This window comes from Amycolatopsis sp. cg13 (assembly GCF_041346965.1).
In the GTDB taxonomy this organism is placed as follows: domain Bacteria; phylum Actinomycetota; class Actinomycetes; order Mycobacteriales; family Pseudonocardiaceae; genus Amycolatopsis.
In genome coordinates this window covers 3,183,586-3,200,353 of the sequence record NZ_CP166848.1, presented here as the reverse complement: position 1 = coordinate 3,200,353, position 16,768 = coordinate 3,183,586, and the positions used below count along the sequence as shown (strand labels likewise).

Annotated in this window: 15 protein-coding genes; 11 read left to right on the top strand and 4 right to left on the bottom strand. The window is 70.8% G+C overall.

Translation table 11 applies throughout. The features are described from left to right. Positions 1 to 39: 39 nt before the first annotated feature. Entirely contained in the window at positions 40 to 648 is a 609-nt protein-coding gene (locus tag AB5I40_RS14445; RefSeq protein WP_354751179.1) for a TetR/AcrR family transcriptional regulator, read from the bottom strand. A 98-nt stretch (positions 649 to 746) separates the two neighbouring features. Between AB5I40_RS14445 and AB5I40_RS14440 the strand changes: the two genes are divergently transcribed. Together AB5I40_RS14440 and AB5I40_RS14435 are read left to right on the top strand one after the other, a co-directional pair. Continuing rightward, complete coding sequence (locus tag AB5I40_RS14440; protein ID WP_370938999.1) at positions 747 to 1,898, top strand: acyl-CoA dehydrogenase family protein; 1,152 nt, start codon at positions 747 to 749, stop codon at positions 1,896 to 1,898. A gap of 27 nt (positions 1,899 to 1,925) precedes the next feature. After that, complete coding sequence (locus AB5I40_RS14435) at positions 1,926 to 3,068, top strand: CaiB/BaiF CoA transferase family protein (protein WP_370938998.1); 1,143 nt, start codon at positions 1,926 to 1,928, stop codon at positions 3,066 to 3,068. Between the two features lie 108 nt (positions 3,069 to 3,176). Here the strand turns inward: AB5I40_RS14435 and AB5I40_RS14430 are convergent, their stop codons facing one another. Further along, positions 3,177 to 3,698 carry a GNAT family N-acetyltransferase gene (locus AB5I40_RS14430; RefSeq protein WP_370938997.1) on the bottom strand — a complete coding sequence of 174 codons (522 nt, stop codon included), beginning with the start codon at positions 3,696 to 3,698 and terminating at the stop codon, positions 3,177 to 3,179. A gap of 195 nt (positions 3,699 to 3,893) precedes the next feature. On the opposite strand from AB5I40_RS14430, the gene AB5I40_RS14425 reads away from it, so the two are divergent. The 5 genes from AB5I40_RS14425 to AB5I40_RS14405 all read left to right on the top strand — a co-directional run bounded on the left by AB5I40_RS14425 (position 3,894) and on the right by AB5I40_RS14405 (position 7,444). Continuing rightward, on the top strand, positions 3,894 to 4,061 hold the full coding sequence (locus AB5I40_RS14425; protein ID WP_370938996.1) for a hypothetical protein: 168 nt from the start codon (positions 3,894 to 3,896) through the stop codon (positions 4,059 to 4,061). 339 nt (positions 4,062 to 4,400) lie between these two features. Next, positions 4,401 to 4,883 carry a hypothetical protein gene (locus AB5I40_RS14420; protein ID WP_037713183.1) on the top strand — a complete coding sequence of 161 codons (483 nt, stop codon included), beginning with the start codon at positions 4,401 to 4,403 and terminating at the stop codon, positions 4,881 to 4,883. Between the two features lie 595 nt (positions 4,884 to 5,478). Continuing rightward, complete coding sequence (locus AB5I40_RS14415; RefSeq protein WP_370938995.1) at positions 5,479 to 6,411, top strand: lytic transglycosylase domain-containing protein; 933 nt, start codon at positions 5,479 to 5,481, stop codon at positions 6,409 to 6,411. 323 nt (positions 6,412 to 6,734) lie between these two features. After that, entirely contained in the window at positions 6,735 to 7,067 is a 333-nt protein-coding gene (locus AB5I40_RS14410) for a hypothetical protein (protein ID WP_370940522.1), read from the top strand. 26 nt (positions 7,068 to 7,093) lie between these two features. Further along, a complete protein-coding gene (locus AB5I40_RS14405) occupies positions 7,094 to 7,444 on the top strand; it encodes a DUF3817 domain-containing protein (RefSeq protein ID WP_344267793.1) in 351 nt (116 codons plus the stop codon). Positions 7,445 to 7,504: 60 nt separating this feature from the next. On the opposite strand, the gene AB5I40_RS14400 is transcribed toward AB5I40_RS14405, so the two are convergent. Continuing rightward, entirely contained in the window at positions 7,505 to 9,106 is a 1,602-nt protein-coding gene (locus tag AB5I40_RS14400; RefSeq protein ID WP_370938994.1) for a cation acetate symporter, read from the bottom strand. Continuing rightward, the gene (locus AB5I40_RS14395; RefSeq protein WP_370938993.1) at positions 9,103 to 9,540 is read right to left on the bottom strand and encodes a DUF485 domain-containing protein; all 438 of its coding nucleotides are present in this window, start codon (positions 9,538 to 9,540) and stop codon (positions 9,103 to 9,105) included. The genes AB5I40_RS14400 and AB5I40_RS14395 overlap by 4 nt, the downstream gene beginning before the upstream one ends. 969 nt (positions 9,541 to 10,509) lie before the next feature. Between AB5I40_RS14395 and AB5I40_RS14390 the strand changes: the two genes are divergently transcribed. The 4 genes from AB5I40_RS14390 to AB5I40_RS14375 are packed head-to-tail and all read left to right on the top strand — an operon-like array spanning position 10,510 to position 16,729. Beyond that, entirely contained in the window at positions 10,510 to 14,907 is a 4,398-nt protein-coding gene (locus tag AB5I40_RS14390) for a nitrate- and nitrite sensing domain-containing protein (protein WP_370938992.1), read from the top strand. Beyond that, positions 14,904 to 15,356, top strand: coding sequence for a roadblock/LC7 domain-containing protein (locus AB5I40_RS14385; RefSeq protein ID WP_037809909.1), 453 nt, complete (start codon positions 14,904 to 14,906; stop codon positions 15,354 to 15,356). The genes AB5I40_RS14390 and AB5I40_RS14385 overlap by 4 nt, the downstream gene beginning before the upstream one ends. 7 nt (positions 15,357 to 15,363) lie before the next feature. Next, on the top strand, positions 15,364 to 16,134 hold the full coding sequence (locus AB5I40_RS14380) for a DUF742 domain-containing protein (protein ID WP_370938991.1): 771 nt from the start codon (positions 15,364 to 15,366) through the stop codon (positions 16,132 to 16,134). After that, positions 16,115 to 16,729, top strand: coding sequence for an ATP/GTP-binding protein (locus tag AB5I40_RS14375; RefSeq protein ID WP_093574469.1), 615 nt, complete (start codon positions 16,115 to 16,117; stop codon positions 16,727 to 16,729). The genes AB5I40_RS14380 and AB5I40_RS14375 overlap by 20 nt, the downstream gene beginning before the upstream one ends. The last annotated feature ends 39 nt before the right edge of the window (positions 16,730 to 16,768 follow it).

Sequence of the window (16,768 nt, the reverse complement as noted above, 5' to 3'; positions counted from 1 at the left end):
GGTGTTACCGACGAGTACACCATACCGGCGGTATGGAAACTAGTCGCCCGAATACAGCAGCACGGCGATCCGCTTCCACTCCTCCAGCAGTTGACGGCGTCGACGCGGGTCGCCGCCCAGTTCGGCGTCGAGGGCGAGGCCTCGGGTGAGGTTGACGGTGAGCCAGAACAGCATCTCCGCGCGCTCTTTCGGCAGGTCGCCCGCGACTTCGCTGATGTGTCCCAGCGTCGCCCGGCCCAGTGCGCGGTCGACCGGGCGGATCGCGGCGCGCAGTTCCGGGTCGGTGCGGGCGGCGACCCACAGCTCGGTGACCGCGGTGGAAAGCGTGCCCGAGTAGCCCTCCCACAGCAGGTCGATCGCCGCCGCGACGCCGGACGCGCCGCCCGGCAGCGAGCCGAGCGAGGCGGCGAGCTGGGTGCGCAGCTTGGTGGTGAGGTGCTCGACCGCGGCGGCCATCAGCTCCGCCTTCGTGGCGAAGTAGTGCTGCACCGCGCCCTTCGAGACGCCCGCGCGGGTGCAGATCTCCTGCACCGACGCCCGCGAGTACCCGATCTCGACCAGGCAGTCGATCGTCGCGTCCAGCAGGGCGGTGCGCGTCTGCTCGCGGCGTTCGGCCTGGGTGCGGTGTCCCCGGGCGACCTCAGTCATCGCGGCTCCTGCTTTACGTACCGGACGGATGGGATGTACATTCCGCTCAGAACTTACCTGCCAAGCGTCATGTTTTCCAGTTCGCGGGAGGCCCAGCCGTGCCGTTGCAGACCCAGAAGAGCTCGTGGAGCACCACCGAACTCGAGGACCTCCGGGAGCTCGCCCGGTCGTTCCTGCAGAAGGAATTCGTGCCGAACCAGGAGCGCTGGGCGGCGGAGAAGAAGCTCGACCGGGAAATCTGGGCCAAGGCGGGCGAGCTCGGCCTGCTGTGCCTCTCGATCCCGGAGGAGTACGGCGGGGGCGGCGGCACGTTCGCGCACGAGGCCGTGCTGTACGAGGAGCAGGCTCGCGCCGGGGACAGTGCCTGGGGCGTCACCGTCCACAGCGGAATCGTGGCGCACTACATCCTGGCGTACGCGTCGGAGGAAAAGAAGCGCGAGTGGCTGCCGAAGATGGCCACCGGCGAGATGGTCGGCGCGGTCGCGATGACCGAACCGGGCACTGGTTCAGACCTCCAGAACATCAAGACCCGCGCGGTCCGCGACGGCGACCACTACGTCATCAACGGCGCGAAAACCTTCATTACCAACGGTTTCCACTCCGACCTCGTCGTGGTCGCGTGCAAGACCGACCCGGACGCCGGCGCGCAGGGCGTCTCGCTGATCGTGGTCGAGACCGACACCCCGGGCTTCCGCCGCGGCCGCGTGCTCGACAAGGTCGGGCTCAAGGGGCAGGACACCGCCGAGCTGTTCTTCGACGACGTCCGCGTGCCCGCCGCGAACCTGCTCGGCGACGCCGAGGGCCAAGGCTTCATCCAGCTGATGCTGCAGCTGCCGCAGGAACGGCTGATCATCGCCGTGACCGCGGTCGCCGGCCTGGAAGCCGCGGTGAACCTGACCATCGACTACACCAAGGAGCGCACGGCGTTCGGCCGTCCGATCTTCAACTTCCAGAACACGAAGTTCAAGCTCGCCGAGGCGGCGACGGAAGCCGCGGTTTCGCGCGCGTTCCTCGACCAGTGCATCGAACGGCACCTGCGCGGCGAACTCGACGTGCAGGGCGCGGCGATGGCGAAACTCTGGACGACCGAGCGGGTGAACAAGGTCGTGGACGACTGCCTGCAGCTGTTCGGCGGCTACGGCTACATGACCGAGTACCCGATCGCGCGGGCCTGGGCGGACGTGCGGATCTCGCGGATCTTCGGCGGCACCAGCGAGATCATGAAGGAAATCATCTCCCGCACGCTCTGAAATCTGTTGCTGCGAAAGGACTTACCTGTGAAGCAAGGTCCGCTCGCCGGGCTGCGGGTGGTGGAGCTGGCCGGGCTCGCGCCGGCTCCGTTCGCCTGCATGATCCTGGCCGACCTCGGCGCCGACGTGATCCGCGTCGACCGCGCCACCCCGGGCTCCGACGTGCTCGGCATCCCGAACGACCCGCTTGCCCGCGGCAGGCGTTCGGTCGGCGTGAACACGAAAACGCCCGAGGGCGTCGAAGTGGTGCTCAAGCTGGCCGAAAGCGCCGACGTGCTGATCGAAGGCTTCCGGCCGGGCGTCGCGGAGCGGATGGGCATCGGCCCGGAGCAGGTGCACGCGCGCAACCCGCGGCTCGTGTACGGCCGGATGACCGGCTGGGGCCAGGACGGTCCGCTCGCGTCGGCGGCCGGGCACGACATCAACTACATCGGCGTCGCCGGCGCGCTCGACCCGATCGGCCGGGCAGGCGAACGCCCGGTGCCGCCGCTCAATCTGGTCGGCGACTTCGGCGGGGGCGGCTTGATGCTCGCGATGGGCGTGCTGGCCGCGCTGCACGAGCGCACGACGTCCGGGCGAGGGCAGGTCGTGGACGCGTCGATGGTGGAAGGCGCGGCGTTGCTCACCACGAGCCTGCACGGGATGCGCGCGGCAGGCGTGTGGCCGGGGGAGCGCGGCGAAAACCTCCTCGACGGCGGTGCCCCGTTCTATGACACGTACGAGACCGCGGACGGCAAGTACGTCGCCATCGGCGCGATCGAGATGCGGTTCTGGGCTGACCTGGTGAAGGTGCTCGGGCTGGAGAACGAGGACCTGCCGATGCACGTCGACCAGAGCCAGTGGCCGCGGCTGCGCAAGATCCTGGAGGAAGCGGTCGGCCGGTTCACGCGCGACGAACTGGTCGCGCGGGCGGAAGGCACCGACGCGTGCCTCACCGCGGTGCTGTCGCCGTGGGAGGCCGCCGAGCATCCGCAGAACGCGGCGCGCGGAACGTTCGTGGACATCGGCGGCACAGTGCAGCCCGCGCCGGCGCCGCGATTCGACCGGACGCCCGCCGCCACGCCGGAAGCACCGCACGAGAAGGGCTCGGACACCGCGGAAGTGCTGGCGGAGCTAGGTTATGACGACGCCGGGGTTTCGGCGCTGCGGGAGGCCGGGGCGATCTTGTGAGTGTTGGCCTCTGCGCTCGACGCGGCCGCTCGAGAACGCCGGAGGTCGGGCTGATCGACGCGGGTTCGTGCCGGGCGAAGGCTCGGCACGAACCCCGAGCGGCCGCTGTCACGCCGGCAGGTCGGACCGGATCACTGAATAAAGGATGTGATCGCGCCACTGCCCGTCGCGGAAGTCGAACCCGCGCAGGATCCCTTCGCGGGTGAATCCGGCCTTCTCCAGCGAACGCTGCCCGGCCCGGTTGCCGACCTCCGTGCTGGCTTCGACGCGGTTGAACTGCGTGTGCGCGAACAGGTAGCGCACGAGTTCCCGCTGCGCCTGCGCGCCGAGGCCGTGCCCGCGCGCCTCCGGCAGCAGGACCATGCCGATGTTCCAGCAGTAGGTGTGCGGGCCGGTCCGGGTGCGATGCCAGGACACGAGCCCGAGCGGGCGTTCGTCGAGCGTGGGGACGAGCATGCCGTTGTCGGTGGTCAGCATGCCGTTTTCGCGCCAGAGCCGCCGGATGTAGCCCGGGTCGTGCCAGCCGAACCACTGGTGCTCGCCGACCGTCTCCGGGTCGTTGGTCAGCGCCTCCAGCAGAGCGAGATCGGACTCGCGCACGGGGCGGAGAGTCACTGCGCCGTCGTCCATCGGCGGAGCCTACCGGGGCGCCGTCCGGGACTTGATCACCCGTTGGTGACCGGTGTCACCCGGCCGTGAGCTTTCTGGCTGGATCGGGGCCTGCGACGGGCCATTCCGCCGCGCCGTCACTACAGTGGGAGCCGACTCTGCCGAGGCGGGGCCGGCGTCCGACCGGACGCCGGGTGAGCGGAGGGGAACGAAGCCATGTCGAGCGGCCTGAAGAAGATCGTCGTGATCGGAGTGGTCGCGCTCGTGCTGTTCTTCCTGATCACGCAGCCCACCAACTCCGCGGCCTTCGTGCACCGCGTGCTCAGCTGGCTCAAGGACGGCGCCGAAGCGATCGTCACCTTCTTCAAGAGCCTCTTCGCCTGACCCGCTCTTTCCCTTCGCCGGGACGCCTCCGCGCGTCCGTCCGGCCAACCAGTCACGCATCGTCACCGGATCCCGGGATTCGGGCACTTCGCTCGACCATCCGGGTGGATTGGCCCCTGAAACCTCCTGGTCACGGAATTTCCGGGGCTGGGGGTATGGCGGAGAAAGCGGGTGCCGCCCTACGGTGCTCACATTGCGTGATCAGCCGGTTCTCCGGTCCCCCGGGAACCGGGTCACGGCGGGTATTCGGCCCGGTCACGCGTGGGGTGCCAGTCGTGGACGCGCAGCGGGGCAGGCGGTCGAAAGGCCTGCCCGTCGGGGACCGATGAGGAGGCAGGGATGACCGGAGATCCCGGAGTGGACGCGTTGATCCGGCAGTGGTCGGCCGAGCGCGAGAAGACCCCTGAGGAGCAGGAGGTCGATCGCATCGCCTCGGCCTGGCTGGCCGACGCGCCGGCCGCTCCGCCCGGCATTCCCGGCCAGCGCGCCCGGTCCGGACCCGCCCGCTGGGCCCCGGTCGAGGCCGCCGACCCCGGCTACCTCGACGCGATGCGCGCCCGGCTGCCGGAGGTCCCGGAAGAACTGCTCGTCGCCGCCGCCGGCTGGTGGCAGATGGTCGGCGACGTCGCCGAAGCCCAGCAGTGGTGGGACGCCGGAATCAGCCCGCTGGACCAGCGGGCCCTGGACTACCGGGCGGCCGGTCTCGCGCCGTCCGACCTGGCCCGGCGGCTCGGCCCGATGACGGTGCTGCAGCATCTCCGCCGGGGCAGCGCGCCCGCGTGGTGCGTCGCCCGGCTGGCGCGGCAGCAGAAGCCCGCCTGATCGTTCTCGCGCAGCTCGCGCGGCGAAAGAAGAAGCCTGTTTGACAGCTGTGTTGCCTGGTCGGCGAATCGGCCAGGCAACACGGCGAGACGCCCGTCGCGGTGCGGTGGAAGCACTCCTTTGCTCGGGAGCGCCTAAGCCGCATGCGGCGGACGTTTTTCTTTGCCGGTGTTTTTCTTCGACGGTGTCGCCTGGCAGCGGCCGGACACCGCATCAGCGGTCGATGCGCGGCGAAAGCGGGTTTGGCGAGACCGCGTGGCCGGTGGGCGATCCGCGGCGGTGTCGCGCGGACGGCGGCGGAAGTTCCTTCTCGCGCGGCCGGTCTGCGAATCGCAGCGTTGCCGATCGAGCGGCACCGGAAGTTCCTTGCAGTGTGGCCGGTCGGCGAACCGCGGCGGCACAGCCTGAACGGCGGCGGACATTCCTTCGGCCAAACCCGCCCCCGGCATGGGACTAATGGGGTTTGTGTGGCGGCGACCGTCCACCTGACGGAACCCGGATTACCCGGCTGGGTGAACCGGCGTGGCGGGGGCCATGGCGATGCGTGCGTAACGCTAACCTGCGCGGGCTCGTTGAGTGTTGCGAACCCCAAGCCATGCTGGAGGACCGGAGTTTCGTGCCCGCCACCGGACAGACCCCCGACACCGCGCCGACCGGGGACGAGACCGCGGCTCCCGCTGCCGCCCCCTCGCCCGCCCGCCGCGGTCACGGCGCCGCGCTCGCGGTGCGGCTCGCCGTCGTCGTCGCGGTGCTCTCGGTCGCGGGCGGCGGGGTCTGGATCGTCACCAGGGCCGCTGCCCCGGCGGCCAGTCCCACCACGACCGACATTCCGGCGCTGAGCGTCAAGGCGGTCGACGTCAAGCCGGGTTCGATCGCGCCGGTCAGCGCCGTCGCCGCGGGCGGGGCGGCGGACCAGGGCACGGCACCGCAGTCGGCGCGCCCGACCGGCGGCGACCCGCTGCAGAGCTGGGCGGACAAGGTCGGGCCGGCCACCGGCATCCCGGCCCGCGCGGTGCGCGCGTACGGCAACGCGGAACTCGCGATGCGCGAGGTCGACCGCGGCTGCCACATCTCCTGGGCGACGCTCGCCGGCATCGGCCGCATCGAGTCCAACCACGGCCAGTACGGCGGAGCGGTCCTCGGCGCGGACGGCCGCCCGTCGAAGCCGATCATCGGCGTCCCCCTCGACGGCTCCTCCGGCGTCCGCGCGATCAGCGACACCGACGGCGGCCAGCTCGACGGGGACCCGGTCGCCGACCGCGCGGTCGGCCCCATGCAGTTCATCCCGGGCACCTGGCGGAAATGGGCGTCCGACGCCACCGGCGACGGCCGCGCCGACCCGCAGCAAATCGACGACGCCGCCCTCACCGCCGCCCGCTACCTGTGCGCGGGCGGCCGCGACATGGCCAGCCCGGCGGGCTGGTGGGCGGGGATCCTGTCGTACAACAACTCGACGGAGTACGCGCAGAAGGTCTTCGGCCTGGCCGACGGCTACGCGAAGGCGGCGCAGAAGGCACAAGCGGGCTGACGCTTCCGGCTCCGCGCCGCTTCGTCCTCGCAGCCTCCGCACCCGACTCGGCTCGGCTCGGTTGAGGACCGCCCCAATGCCGCATTGGGTGCGTCTGACGCACCCAATGCGGCGTTCGGTGCGTGGCATGCACCCAACGTGGCATTGGGGCGTTTGATCCTGAGCTGACCTGCGGAGCCGTCCGGACGCAGCGGCCGGTGCGCCGGGTGGGGCCCCGGTCACGACCTCGCCGCCTCTCAGCAACGCTTTCCCTCGCCAGTGCTAGCGTCGATACCGTGCCTGCAGATCCCGGCCCGGCCGTGTCCCCGCTCGGGCGCCGGCTCATGATCGTCGCAACAAGCGTCGTGAGCCTGGCGTTGTGCTGCGGGCTGGCCTGGTGGCAGTGGGACCGGTTCACGTCCGCCACCGGCACCTTCCAGAACCTCGGCTACGTGCTGCAATGGCCGCTTTTCGGGCTTTTCCCCGCGTTCATGTTCTGGCGCATCAAGAAGCTGCGCGAACGCGAAGAGGAAGCCGCCGACCAGCCCGCACCGGCACCGGCTCCGGTTCGCGTGCCCGCGCCGCGACCGGCCGCGGCTCCCGTCGAAGAAGACGACGAACTCGCCGCCTACAACCGCTACCTGCGCGAGCTCAACGCCCGCGACCAGCAGTCCTGAACGCCCGCGGAAGTGAGGACGCTCCCATGACGACCAGCACCGACGGTGCCGCCCCGACCCGCCAGTCGAAGGTGTCCGGCTCGCTGACGCGGTTCCGCGCCAGCGCGTACGTGACCGGCGTCGGCCTGCTCGCCCTGTGCGCCACCATGATCATCGAGTACGGCTTCGGCAACGCGACGCCCGCACAGGTGTACTCGCCGATCCACGGCGTGCTCTACATGATCTACCTGGTGCTCACCATCGACCTCGCGATCAAGGCCCGCTGGTCGATCAAGAGCACCGTCCTGGTGCTGCTGGCCGGGTGCGTCCCGTTCGTGTCGTTCGTCGTCGAGCGCCGGGTGACCCACCGCGTGCAGGCCGGGCGCGACGTCTTCTGAGCAGCAAAAAACCGCGGTGCCCGGAAGTTCGGGCGCCGCGGTTTTTTCGTGCTCAGCGGATCAGGAGCCGAAGCCGATGCCGGTCAGCGACCGGACCTCCATCTCCGCGTGCTTGGCCGGGTCGCCCTTCGAGCGGCCGACGAACGTGCCGATCGCGCCGCACAGGAACGACACCGGGATCGACACCAGGCCCGGGTTCTTCAGCGGAAACCAGTGGAAATCGATGCTCGGGAAGATCGAGTCCGGCGCACCCGACACCACCGGCGAGAACAGCACCAGCACGACGCACGCGATGAGCCCGCCGTAGATGCTCCACAGCGTGCCGGTGGTGTTGAACCGCTTCCAGAACAGCGAGTACAGCAGGGTCGACAGGTTCGCCGACGCCGCCACCGCCAGCGCGAGCGCCACGAGGAACGCGATGTTCTGGCCGTTGGCGAGGATGCCGCCGACGATGGCGAACACGCCGATCACGACCGCGGTCAGCCGGGCGACCCGGACCTCGTCCTCCGGCTCCGCCTTGCCGCGCTTGATCACGTTCGCGTAGACGTCGTGCGCGAACGATGCGGACGCGGTCAGCGTCAGCCCGGCCACCACGGCGAGGATCGTCGCGAACGCGACCGCGGAGATCACGCCGAGCAGCACCGTCCCGCCCACGTGCAGGGCCAGCAGCGGCGCGGCCGAGTTCTCGCCGCCGGGCGCGGCCTTGATCTCGTCCGGTCCGACGATCGCCGCCGCGCCGAAGCCGATCACCAGCGTGCACAGGTAGAACACGAACATGCACGCGGTCGCCCACACCACCGAGCGGCGCGCCTCGCGGGCGTTCGGCACGGTGTAGAAGCGCATCAGCACGTGCGGCAGCGAAGCGACGCCGAGCACCAGCGCCAGCGACAGCGACACGAAGTCGAGCTTCGTCGTCCCGTTCTTGCCGTAGGAGCCGCCGGGGGAGAGCAGGTCCTTGCCCATCGGGCTGTGGTCGGTGGCCGCGCGGAGCAGGCTCGAGAAGTTGAAGCCGTACTTGCCCATCAGGAACACGGTGATCAGCGACGCCGCGGTGAGCAGGATGGTGGCCTTGATGATCTGCACCCACGTGGTGCCCTTCATGCCGCCGAGCAGCACGTAGGAGATCATCACCAGCCCGACCACGGTGATCACCAGCGCCTGGCCCCACTTGGAGTGGACGTCCAGCAGCAGCGCGACCAGGCCGCCCGCGCCCGCCATCTGCGCGAGCATGTAGAAGAAGGAGATCACCAGCGTCGACGTGGCCGACGCGGCGCGCACTGGGCGCTGCTTCATCCGGAAGCTGAGCACGTCGCCCATGGTGAAGCGGCCGGTGTTGCGCAGCAGTTCCGCGAGCAGCAGCAGGTCGACGAGCCACGCGACGAGGAAGCCGATGGAGTAGAGGAAGCCGTCGTAGCCGTTGATCGCGATCGCGCCGGCGATGCCGAGGAACGACGCCGCGGACAGGAAGTCGCCGGAGAGCGCGACGCCGTTCTGCCGTCCGGTGAAGGCGCTGTCGGCGGTGTAGTAGCCCGAAGTGGACGACCGGCGGTTGCCCGCGCGGTAGACCACGAACAGGGTGATCGCGACGAACAGCGCGAACACGCCGGTGTTGATCAACGGGTTGCTCGCCGAAGCTCCTTCGGCGAGTGACGTGGTGGTCACTGAGGGGTTCCTTCCGTGACAGCGTTCTGCGCGCGGAGCTCGGCCGCGCGCGGGTCCATCTCGCGGTCGGCGAAACGGACGTACAGCGCGGTGATCGCCGCGGTGGTGACGAACTGGCCGAGGCCGAGCAGCATGCCGACGTTGACCAGGCCGAAGACCGGCGTGCTCATGAAGTCGCTCGCGTAGGCGGCGAGCACGACGTAGACGAGGTACCAGACGAAGAACCCGATGCTCATTGGGAACACGAACCGGCGGAAGCGGCTGCGCAGCGAGCGGAACTGGGGGCTGCGCTGGATCTGCTCGTAGTCCGGGCCGCGCTTGCGGCGCCTGCCGCGCGGGGCGGCGTCGCCTCCTTCGCGGTCGAACAGCGCGGGCATCTGGCCGGTGTCCTCGGCCGAGGCGGCCGGTCCGGTGGTGCGCGCGACGTTGTGCATGGCTGCCTCCGGCAACTTGCGCGGTGGATGGCGCCGGGCGGCGTTCGAGAAAGCGCCCGGATCGCCCTTGCGGACTGGGAGGCGGCCATAGTAACGACGCCGCCGGAACGCGGAAAAAGCCGGTTCGCGAGGGCACCGGAAATTCCTTTTCGCCCGGGAAATAGCGCGAAACGGCGCGTCCGGGCAGATCACAGGCTGATCACTCGGAATAGTGAGCACCCGTGTCACGGGGAGTTGCCGAGAGTGGTCCGGGTTGCGGCAGATGGCGGAGTGACGGGCCGGTCAAGATCCAATACGGTGACCGGTCGTAGCCGCCGGGCGGGGCGGCCGCTCCGCTTCGGCGGGCAGGTCCGCGGCCGGGCGGGGATTCCCAGGCAGAGAAGGGAGGCTGGCAAAAATCACCGGGTCGAGCGGCGCGTCGCTGCATCTCCACAACATCGGGTTCAACTTACGGGTGCACCCACCCGATGGGGGCACGGAGCGTAGTCCCATCGAGGGCGTCGCTTACCCTGTGTGGGCTAATCGGGTGACGGCCGGACGCCCGGGCCGAGAGCGCCGGGTAACCGGAATTCCCGCGCCGGGCGTTCCTTGTCGAATCGACGCCTCCGAGTTCCCGCGTTCCGACTATTTTCCCAGGTCAGCACCCCGATGTGGAACGCAATAACGCGGGCGGCGATTGGTGTACGATTCTTTGGCCCCAGCCGCCCGCAGCGATCGATAAGGCGCAGACAAGTTGATCTCGACCACCGCCGTGCAGTCCGCAAGTTGCGTCGTGCACGTGCATAGTCCCGGGAAGCCGATCGTCTCCCGGACCGGTGAAGGATCGACTAAGTCGTGCCCGCCCCCGGTCGGACGCGCGGGCAGGCGGACCGCGGGGCTCCGCGCCGGGAGCGCAGTGCGCGCCGGGAGCGGACAGAGCCGCGGGAACCGCCGACTGGCCGCCACGACGCCGGACAGGGAGTCACTTTCGTGACCGTTGCAGGAGAAGGCCAAGTGCCTGTGGAGAAGCTGCTCGGCCGCCCGCCCAAGCGGCCGCGCTGGACGTCGGGCTGGCGGGCGGCGTTGCGCTGGCGGGACTGGAGCCTGCCGGTCAAGCTGTCCGCGGTCACCATCGTCCCCATCGTGCTCGCGCTGGTCCTCGGCATCACCGCGATCGCGGGCCAGGTCTCGCGGTCGAGCGACTACCAGCGGATCGACCGGCTCGTCGGGCTGAGCACCCAGCTGCGCGCGCTCACCGACGGGCTGCAGCGCGAACGCACCCAGACCGCCGCCCAGCTCATCGCGGGCACCTCGGGCGTCACCCCCGAACTGAAGGCCGCCCGCGCGGCCACCGACGCCGCGGTCGCGCCGTTCACCGAGGCGGCCGCCCGGGTCGGGGCCGACGGCTCGAGCGTCTCCGGCGCGGTGAACTCGGCGACCGCGCAGGTCAACGAGATCGCGGTGATCCGCCAGCAGGTCGGGGCCGGCCTGCTGAACGCGGCCGAGGCGGTCGGCGACTACAACGCCGTCACCAGCGCGCTGATCGGCGCCGACACCGCGGTGTCGGCGGGAGCGAGCGCCGACGCGCTCGGCAGCACCCCGAGCGCGCTGCACGACCTCGAGGCCGCCAAAGAACAGGTGTCGGTCACCCAGTCCCTGGTGGCCTACGGCATCTCCGCCGGCACGCTCACCCCGCAGCAGCTGAGCGACGTGCGCGACGCGGAACTGCGGTTCGACGACCGCGTCGCCGACTTCAACGCCGCCGCCACCGCGCCGCAGCGCCTCGACTTCGAGAGCACGATCAAGCCGGACACCTCCTACGACCGCAAGCGGATGCTCGGCACCGTGCTCGGTGGGCAGGGCGTCTCCACCGACGACGCGCTCAAGCGGATCTCGCCGCAGGAGTGGAACACCGCGTCGAAGGCGGTGACCTCGCAGCTGACCGAGGTTTCCGGCCGGATGAGCACCGACCTCACCGCCGCGTCGTCCGGGCTGGTCGAGGACGCGGGCAGCAGCGCCGGTCTGCTGGCCGTGCTGCTGTTCGCCGCGCTCGCCGCCGCGGCCGCGGTCGTGTTCGTCATCGCCCGCCAGCTGCTGCGGTCGCTGAAGGTCCTGCGCCGCAGCGCGCTGGAGGTCGCGGAGAAGGACCTGCCCGAGGCGGTCCGCAACATCCAGGAGGGCCGCGCGCAGAGCGTCGAGGTCGAGCCGGTGCCGCTCCAGGTGCAGGACGAGGTCGGCGAGGTCGCGCGGGCGTTCGAGAAGGTGCACAGCCAGGCGCTGCGGCTCGCGACCGAACAGGCCGCGATGCGCGCCGGCTACTCCAGCGTGTTCGTCAACCTGTCGCGGCGCAGCCAGAGCCTCGTGCAGCGGCAGCTGCAGCTGATCGAGCGGCTGGAGCGCGACGAGGAAGACGCCGACCAGCTCGCCACGCTGTTCCAGCTCGACCACCTCGCCACCCGGATGCGGCGCAACAACGAGAACCTGATGGTCCTCTCCGGCGCCGAGCCGGGCCGCCGTTCCGGCCAGCCGGTCCCGACGCACGACGTGCTGCGCGCCGCGGTGTCGGAAATCGAGCAGTACCAACGGGTTTCGGTGCAGCACCCGCCCGCGGTGAAGATCGTCGGGTTCGCCGCGAGCGACGTCCAGCGGCTCATCGCGGAGCTGCTGGACAACGCGACCGCGTTCTCCGCGCCGGAAACCCAGGTGACGGTCGCGACGCGGCTCGCCGAGGACGGTTCGCTCAACGTCGACATCCTCGACAAGGGCATCGGCATGAACGAGTACGAGGTGGTGGAGGCCAACGGCCGGCTCACCGACTCGGGCTCGGTCGACCTCGCGACCTCGCGCCGGATGGGCCTGTTCGTGGTCGGCCGCCTCGCCGGCCGCCACCGCATCGGCGTTTCGCTGCACGGCGGCAAGGACATCGTCGGCGTGCGGGCCACCGTGGTGGTCCCGCCGGAGCTGGTGATGACCGGCCTGGCCACCGTGCCGGGCGACCGGTCGGAGCCCGGCGCCCTGCCCGGTCCCAAGGCGAGCCTCGCCGCCCCGCCCGCCGCGCCGGGCGGGCTGCCGCGGCGCCAGCGTTCCACCAACGGGTCGGCCGTGCCGGGTCTCGTTCCGCAGCAGGGCAGCAACTCCGAGGAAACCCAGCGCTGGCCGTCGGCAGGCGATCTCGCGGGCTTCTCCGGGGACAAGGTCGCGCGTCCGCCGTCCGACCTCGAGGTGTCCGGCACCGCGCTGTTCAGCCCGATCCCGCGCGACGACGACACGCCCGCCCCGCCGCCGCCCGCGCCGAAGCTGCCGCAGACCGTCGACGTCCCGCCGCCGCGCCCGGAGCCCGAACCGGAACCGGCCGCGGAAACCCGCGACGAGCGCGACGGCGAACTGCCCTCGGGCAAGGACCTCTTCTCCGCGGCCAACGCGACGACGCTGAGCGACTGGTGGAACCAGGCCGCGCAGCAGGTGCCGGAGGTCCCGCCGCCGTCCGCGGCCGAGACGACGATCGAGAACACGCCGATCTTCGACGAGATGCTGTCGGCCTGGTTCCGTTCGCCCGCACAGCCTCCGCCCGCCGCCGCTCCGGCTGCCTCGTCCGCGGCCTCGGCACCGGGCAAGGCCGCGGAACCGGAAGCGGACGAGGAACAGCAGCAGCGCAACTGGGATTTCGCGAGCGACGAAAACTGGCGGACAGTGCAGGCACTGTCCCAAGTGGAGCCGAATTCGTTCACCAAGTCGGGCCTGCCCCGGCGCCGCCGCGGCGAACAGCTCATGCCGGGCAGCGCCGCGCCGGAACCGGCAGTGCCCCCGGCGGAAGCGCCGGGCAAGGGTCTCCTGGACCTTCCCGTTCGCGACCCCGCGGACGTGCGGGGGCGGCTGAACAGCTTCCAGCGCGGCGTCACGCGCGGCCGGCAGGAAGTGCGCGGGACGGAGCCGGAAACCACTGGCGGCACCGCGGATTCCGGTGCCGCGGGTGTCGCGGACACCTCAAGCGCCACGACGTCGCCGGAGCGGGCTCGCGCCCACGACGCGGCGACCCGGCGGCGGCAGACGGTCGCGGGCGCGTTCGGCGTTCCCGCGGACCAGAACCGTCCCGGCGGGATGCCGCAGCGCACCCCGGGTTCGGCCGCTTCGTTCGGCGGCCAGCCGGGTTCCGGCGCGACGGACGCGCCCGCCGGCTTCGGCGGACGCCCCGCCGACGCGGACTCGCCGGACGAGACGGCCCCCGTCCCGGCCGTGCCCCCCGCGTTCGACCCGGACGGCGGATGGCCGCGCCAGCCCGCCGCCGCGCGCACGGAACTGCCCGCGCCGCAACCGAACCGGGGCGTCCGGCCGGACAAGCCGGACAACCTGCCGACGCGTCGCAAGGGCGCGAGCAGCCTCCCGCCCGCTCCGCCGACCGCCGACCCGAACCAGGTCCCGGCGGCCGTGGCCGGGCTCGAAGCCGCGGTCTCCGGCACGGGACAGACTCCCGCGTCGCAGGCGGCCCAGGCTTCGGCGAACGGCCAGACCGCAGCGCCGGAGAAGACGGACAGCCCTTCGGGGAACGGACCGGCTGCTTCGCCGCAGGGCACCGACCAGACCTCGCTGTGGGGCACGCCCGCGGAGAACCCGGTGCCGGGCAAGGCTTCGCCGTTGACGACGTGGCGCAGTGCCGCGCAGTCCCCGGCCGTCGCACCGAACCAGCCGACGGAGAACGCGGCGCAGTCCGGCACGACGGCGGACCAGGCTCCGGCGACTCCGGCCGCTTCGGCTTCGGCTTCGGCGCAGGGACTGGCCGGGGGACTGGGCCAGACCCGGGTGCCGGGCCAGAACCTCCCGGGCCAGCCCGGAACGCCGGGGTCGGCCGTGTCGCCGAGCCAGTCCGGAACGCCGAGTCAGGCCGGAACGCCGGGTCAGACCGCGTCGCCGAGCCAGCCCGCTTCGGCGGGACCGGCCTCGGCACCGGCCAAGACCGGGTTGTGGGGTCAGCCGCTGGTGCCGGGACAGGCTCCGTCGCGGCAGTCCTCCGCCGGACAGGACGCGCCTCCGGCGTCGTCAGCGCCCTCCGCGCCGGCCGGTTCCGACGGTTCGGCGAGCCCCGCCCCAGATCCTGCCGAAGCTACCGCTGAGTGGAACTTCGGTTCCGACGAAGGGTGGCGGACAGTCCAGTCGGTGTCCCAGTCGACACCCGCGTCCTTCACTTCGGCAGGATTGCCCCGGCGCCGCCGGGGCGAGCAACTGCTTCCCGGCAGCGCACCGCCGCCCGCCGGGTCGGCGAGCCCCCGTCCGTCCCGCGACGCGCACGACGTGCGCGGTCGCCTGAGCAGTTTCCAGCAGGGGATCCAGCGCGGCAGGCACCGCACCGCGCAGGCCGCTGAGACGAACCACGAAACATTGGAGGGTGAATGACCTCGCCGAATGCGGCTCAGCCGCAGCAGAACCAGTTCGGCTGGCTGGTGAACGACTTCGCCGACCGCGTCCCGGGCGTCGCGCACGCGGTCGTCGTGTCGGCCGACGGTCTTCTGCTGACGGCCTCCAACCGGCTGCCGCTCGACCGCGCCGACCAGCTCGCCGCCGTGGCGTCCGGGCTTGTCAGCCTCACCCAAGGCGCCGCCCGGTGCTTCGAAGCGGGCTCGGTGCGCGAGACCGTCGTCGAGATGGAACTCGGCATCATGGTGCTGATGTCCATCAGCGACGGCTCCTGCCTGGCGATCCTCGCCGCGCCCAACTGCGACATCGGGCAGGTCGCCTACGAGATGACCATGCTCGTCGACCGCGTCGGCCAGATCCTGACCCCCGAGCTGCGCGCGCAGCTGCAGGGCGCCGGGGGCTCGCTGATCGGCGAACCGGTGGGATGATGGCGCGATGAGCCAGGGGTCCGGATTGTTCGGCGAAGAGCCCGGTACCGGCGGCGAACCCCCGCGCGGGGAGGAGCCCGCCGCCGGGGACGACGGCACGTTCGCCGACGTCCTCAACGGGTTCAGCCTTGATTCGGGCCGCTCGCGCAGAAAACGGAAGAAGAGCGGCAAAGAAACGAAGGAATCCCAGTCCCCAGCGCCGCCCGCCGCGGGAGCGCACGCGGCAGCGGACCCGCCGGCGGCATCTGTGCCGCCGGCCGACCAAGGAGATGGTGTGACCTCTCTCGTCTCTCCACCGGGCAGTACGGACTCCGACGGCCCCAGACCAGGCGGGCTCTTCGACCCGGGACCGCCGAGCGGCGAGTTCTCGATGCCGTCGGCGATCGTCCGCCCCGAGCGCCACGATCGGGTGGACCCGGCCGAGGAGACGTCGATCGTGCGCCCGTACGCTCTCACCGGCGGGCGCACCCGGGCGAACTACGCGCTCGAACTGGAGACTCTGATCTCCACCAAAGACCATGTCGCCGCGGGGGGCTTCCCCCAGGCGGCGGCGGAACAGATCGAGAGCATCTCGATCATGGAATCGTGCCGGACCCCGCGTTCGGTGGCGGAGATCGCCGCGGTGCTGTCAGTGCCGCTGGGGGTGGCACGGGTGCTGATCAGCGACGCGGCCGACGCCGGCCTCGTCACCGTGCACCGGACGATCTCGGGCCAGGACGGCGCCGAAGCACACTTGATGTTGATGGAAAGGGTTTTGAGTGGACTCCGTCGGCTTTAAGGCACCGCGGGAAACCGCGCCCCCGACCATGACATCGGCGAAGATCGTGGTGGCGGGCGGCTTCGGAGCGGGCAAGACGACCTTCGTGGGTTCGGTGTCGGAAATCGTTCCGCTCACCACCGAGGCGATGATGACCGACGCCAGCCGCGGCATCGACAACCTCGACCAGACCCCGTACAAGACCACCACCACGGTCGCCATGGACTTCGGCCGCGTCTCGCTCGACGCGGACCTGATCCTCTACCTGTTCGGCACGCCCGGCCAGCAGCGGTTCTGGTTCATGTGGGACGACCTCGTGCGGGGTGCTATCGGGGCGGTCGTGCTCGCGGATACTCGGAGGTTGGCGGACTCGTTCGCGCCGATCGACTTTTTCGAGGATCGCGGGCTGCCGTATATCGTTGGGGTTAATACGTTTGACGGTGTGCTGGAGCACGACATCAATGATGTGCGTGAGGCGCTGTCTATTGACTCGAGTATTCCGATTGTGCGGTGTGATGCTCGGGAGCGGGAATCTACTAAGCAGACGCTGATCACGTTGGTCGAGTATGCGATGCGGCAGTGGATCGCGCTTAGGGCTGCGAAAGCCCACCAATAGTTGGGTGGTCTGGCGCGGCAAACTGTGTTTGATGGCGCC

Coding starts and splice junctions, on each gene's coding strand:
- AB5I40_RS14445 (WP_354751179.1), bottom strand. CDS start 648: ATGACTGAGGTCGCCCGGGGACACCGCACCCAGGCCGAACGCCGCGAG.
- AB5I40_RS14430 (WP_370938997.1), bottom strand. CDS start 3,698: ATGGACGACGGCGCAGTGACTCTCCGCCCCGTGCGCGAGTCCGATCTC.
- AB5I40_RS14425 (WP_370938996.1), top strand. CDS start 3,894: ATGTCGAGCGGCCTGAAGAAGATCGTCGTGATCGGAGTGGTCGCGCTC.
- AB5I40_RS14420 (WP_037713183.1), top strand. CDS start 4,401: ATGACCGGAGATCCCGGAGTGGACGCGTTGATCCGGCAGTGGTCGGCC.
- AB5I40_RS14415 (WP_370938995.1), top strand. CDS start 5,479: ATGCTGGAGGACCGGAGTTTCGTGCCCGCCACCGGACAGACCCCCGAC.
- AB5I40_RS14410 (WP_370940522.1), top strand. CDS start 6,735: ATGATCGTCGCAACAAGCGTCGTGAGCCTGGCGTTGTGCTGCGGGCTG.
- AB5I40_RS14405 (WP_344267793.1), top strand. CDS start 7,094: ATGACGACCAGCACCGACGGTGCCGCCCCGACCCGCCAGTCGAAGGTG.
- AB5I40_RS14395 (WP_370938993.1), bottom strand. CDS start 9,540: ATGCACAACGTCGCGCGCACCACCGGACCGGCCGCCTCGGCCGAGGAC.
- AB5I40_RS14385 (WP_037809909.1), top strand. CDS start 14,904: ATGACCTCGCCGAATGCGGCTCAGCCGCAGCAGAACCAGTTCGGCTGG.
- AB5I40_RS14380 (WP_370938991.1), top strand. CDS start 15,364: ATGAGCCAGGGGTCCGGATTGTTCGGCGAAGAGCCCGGTACCGGCGGC.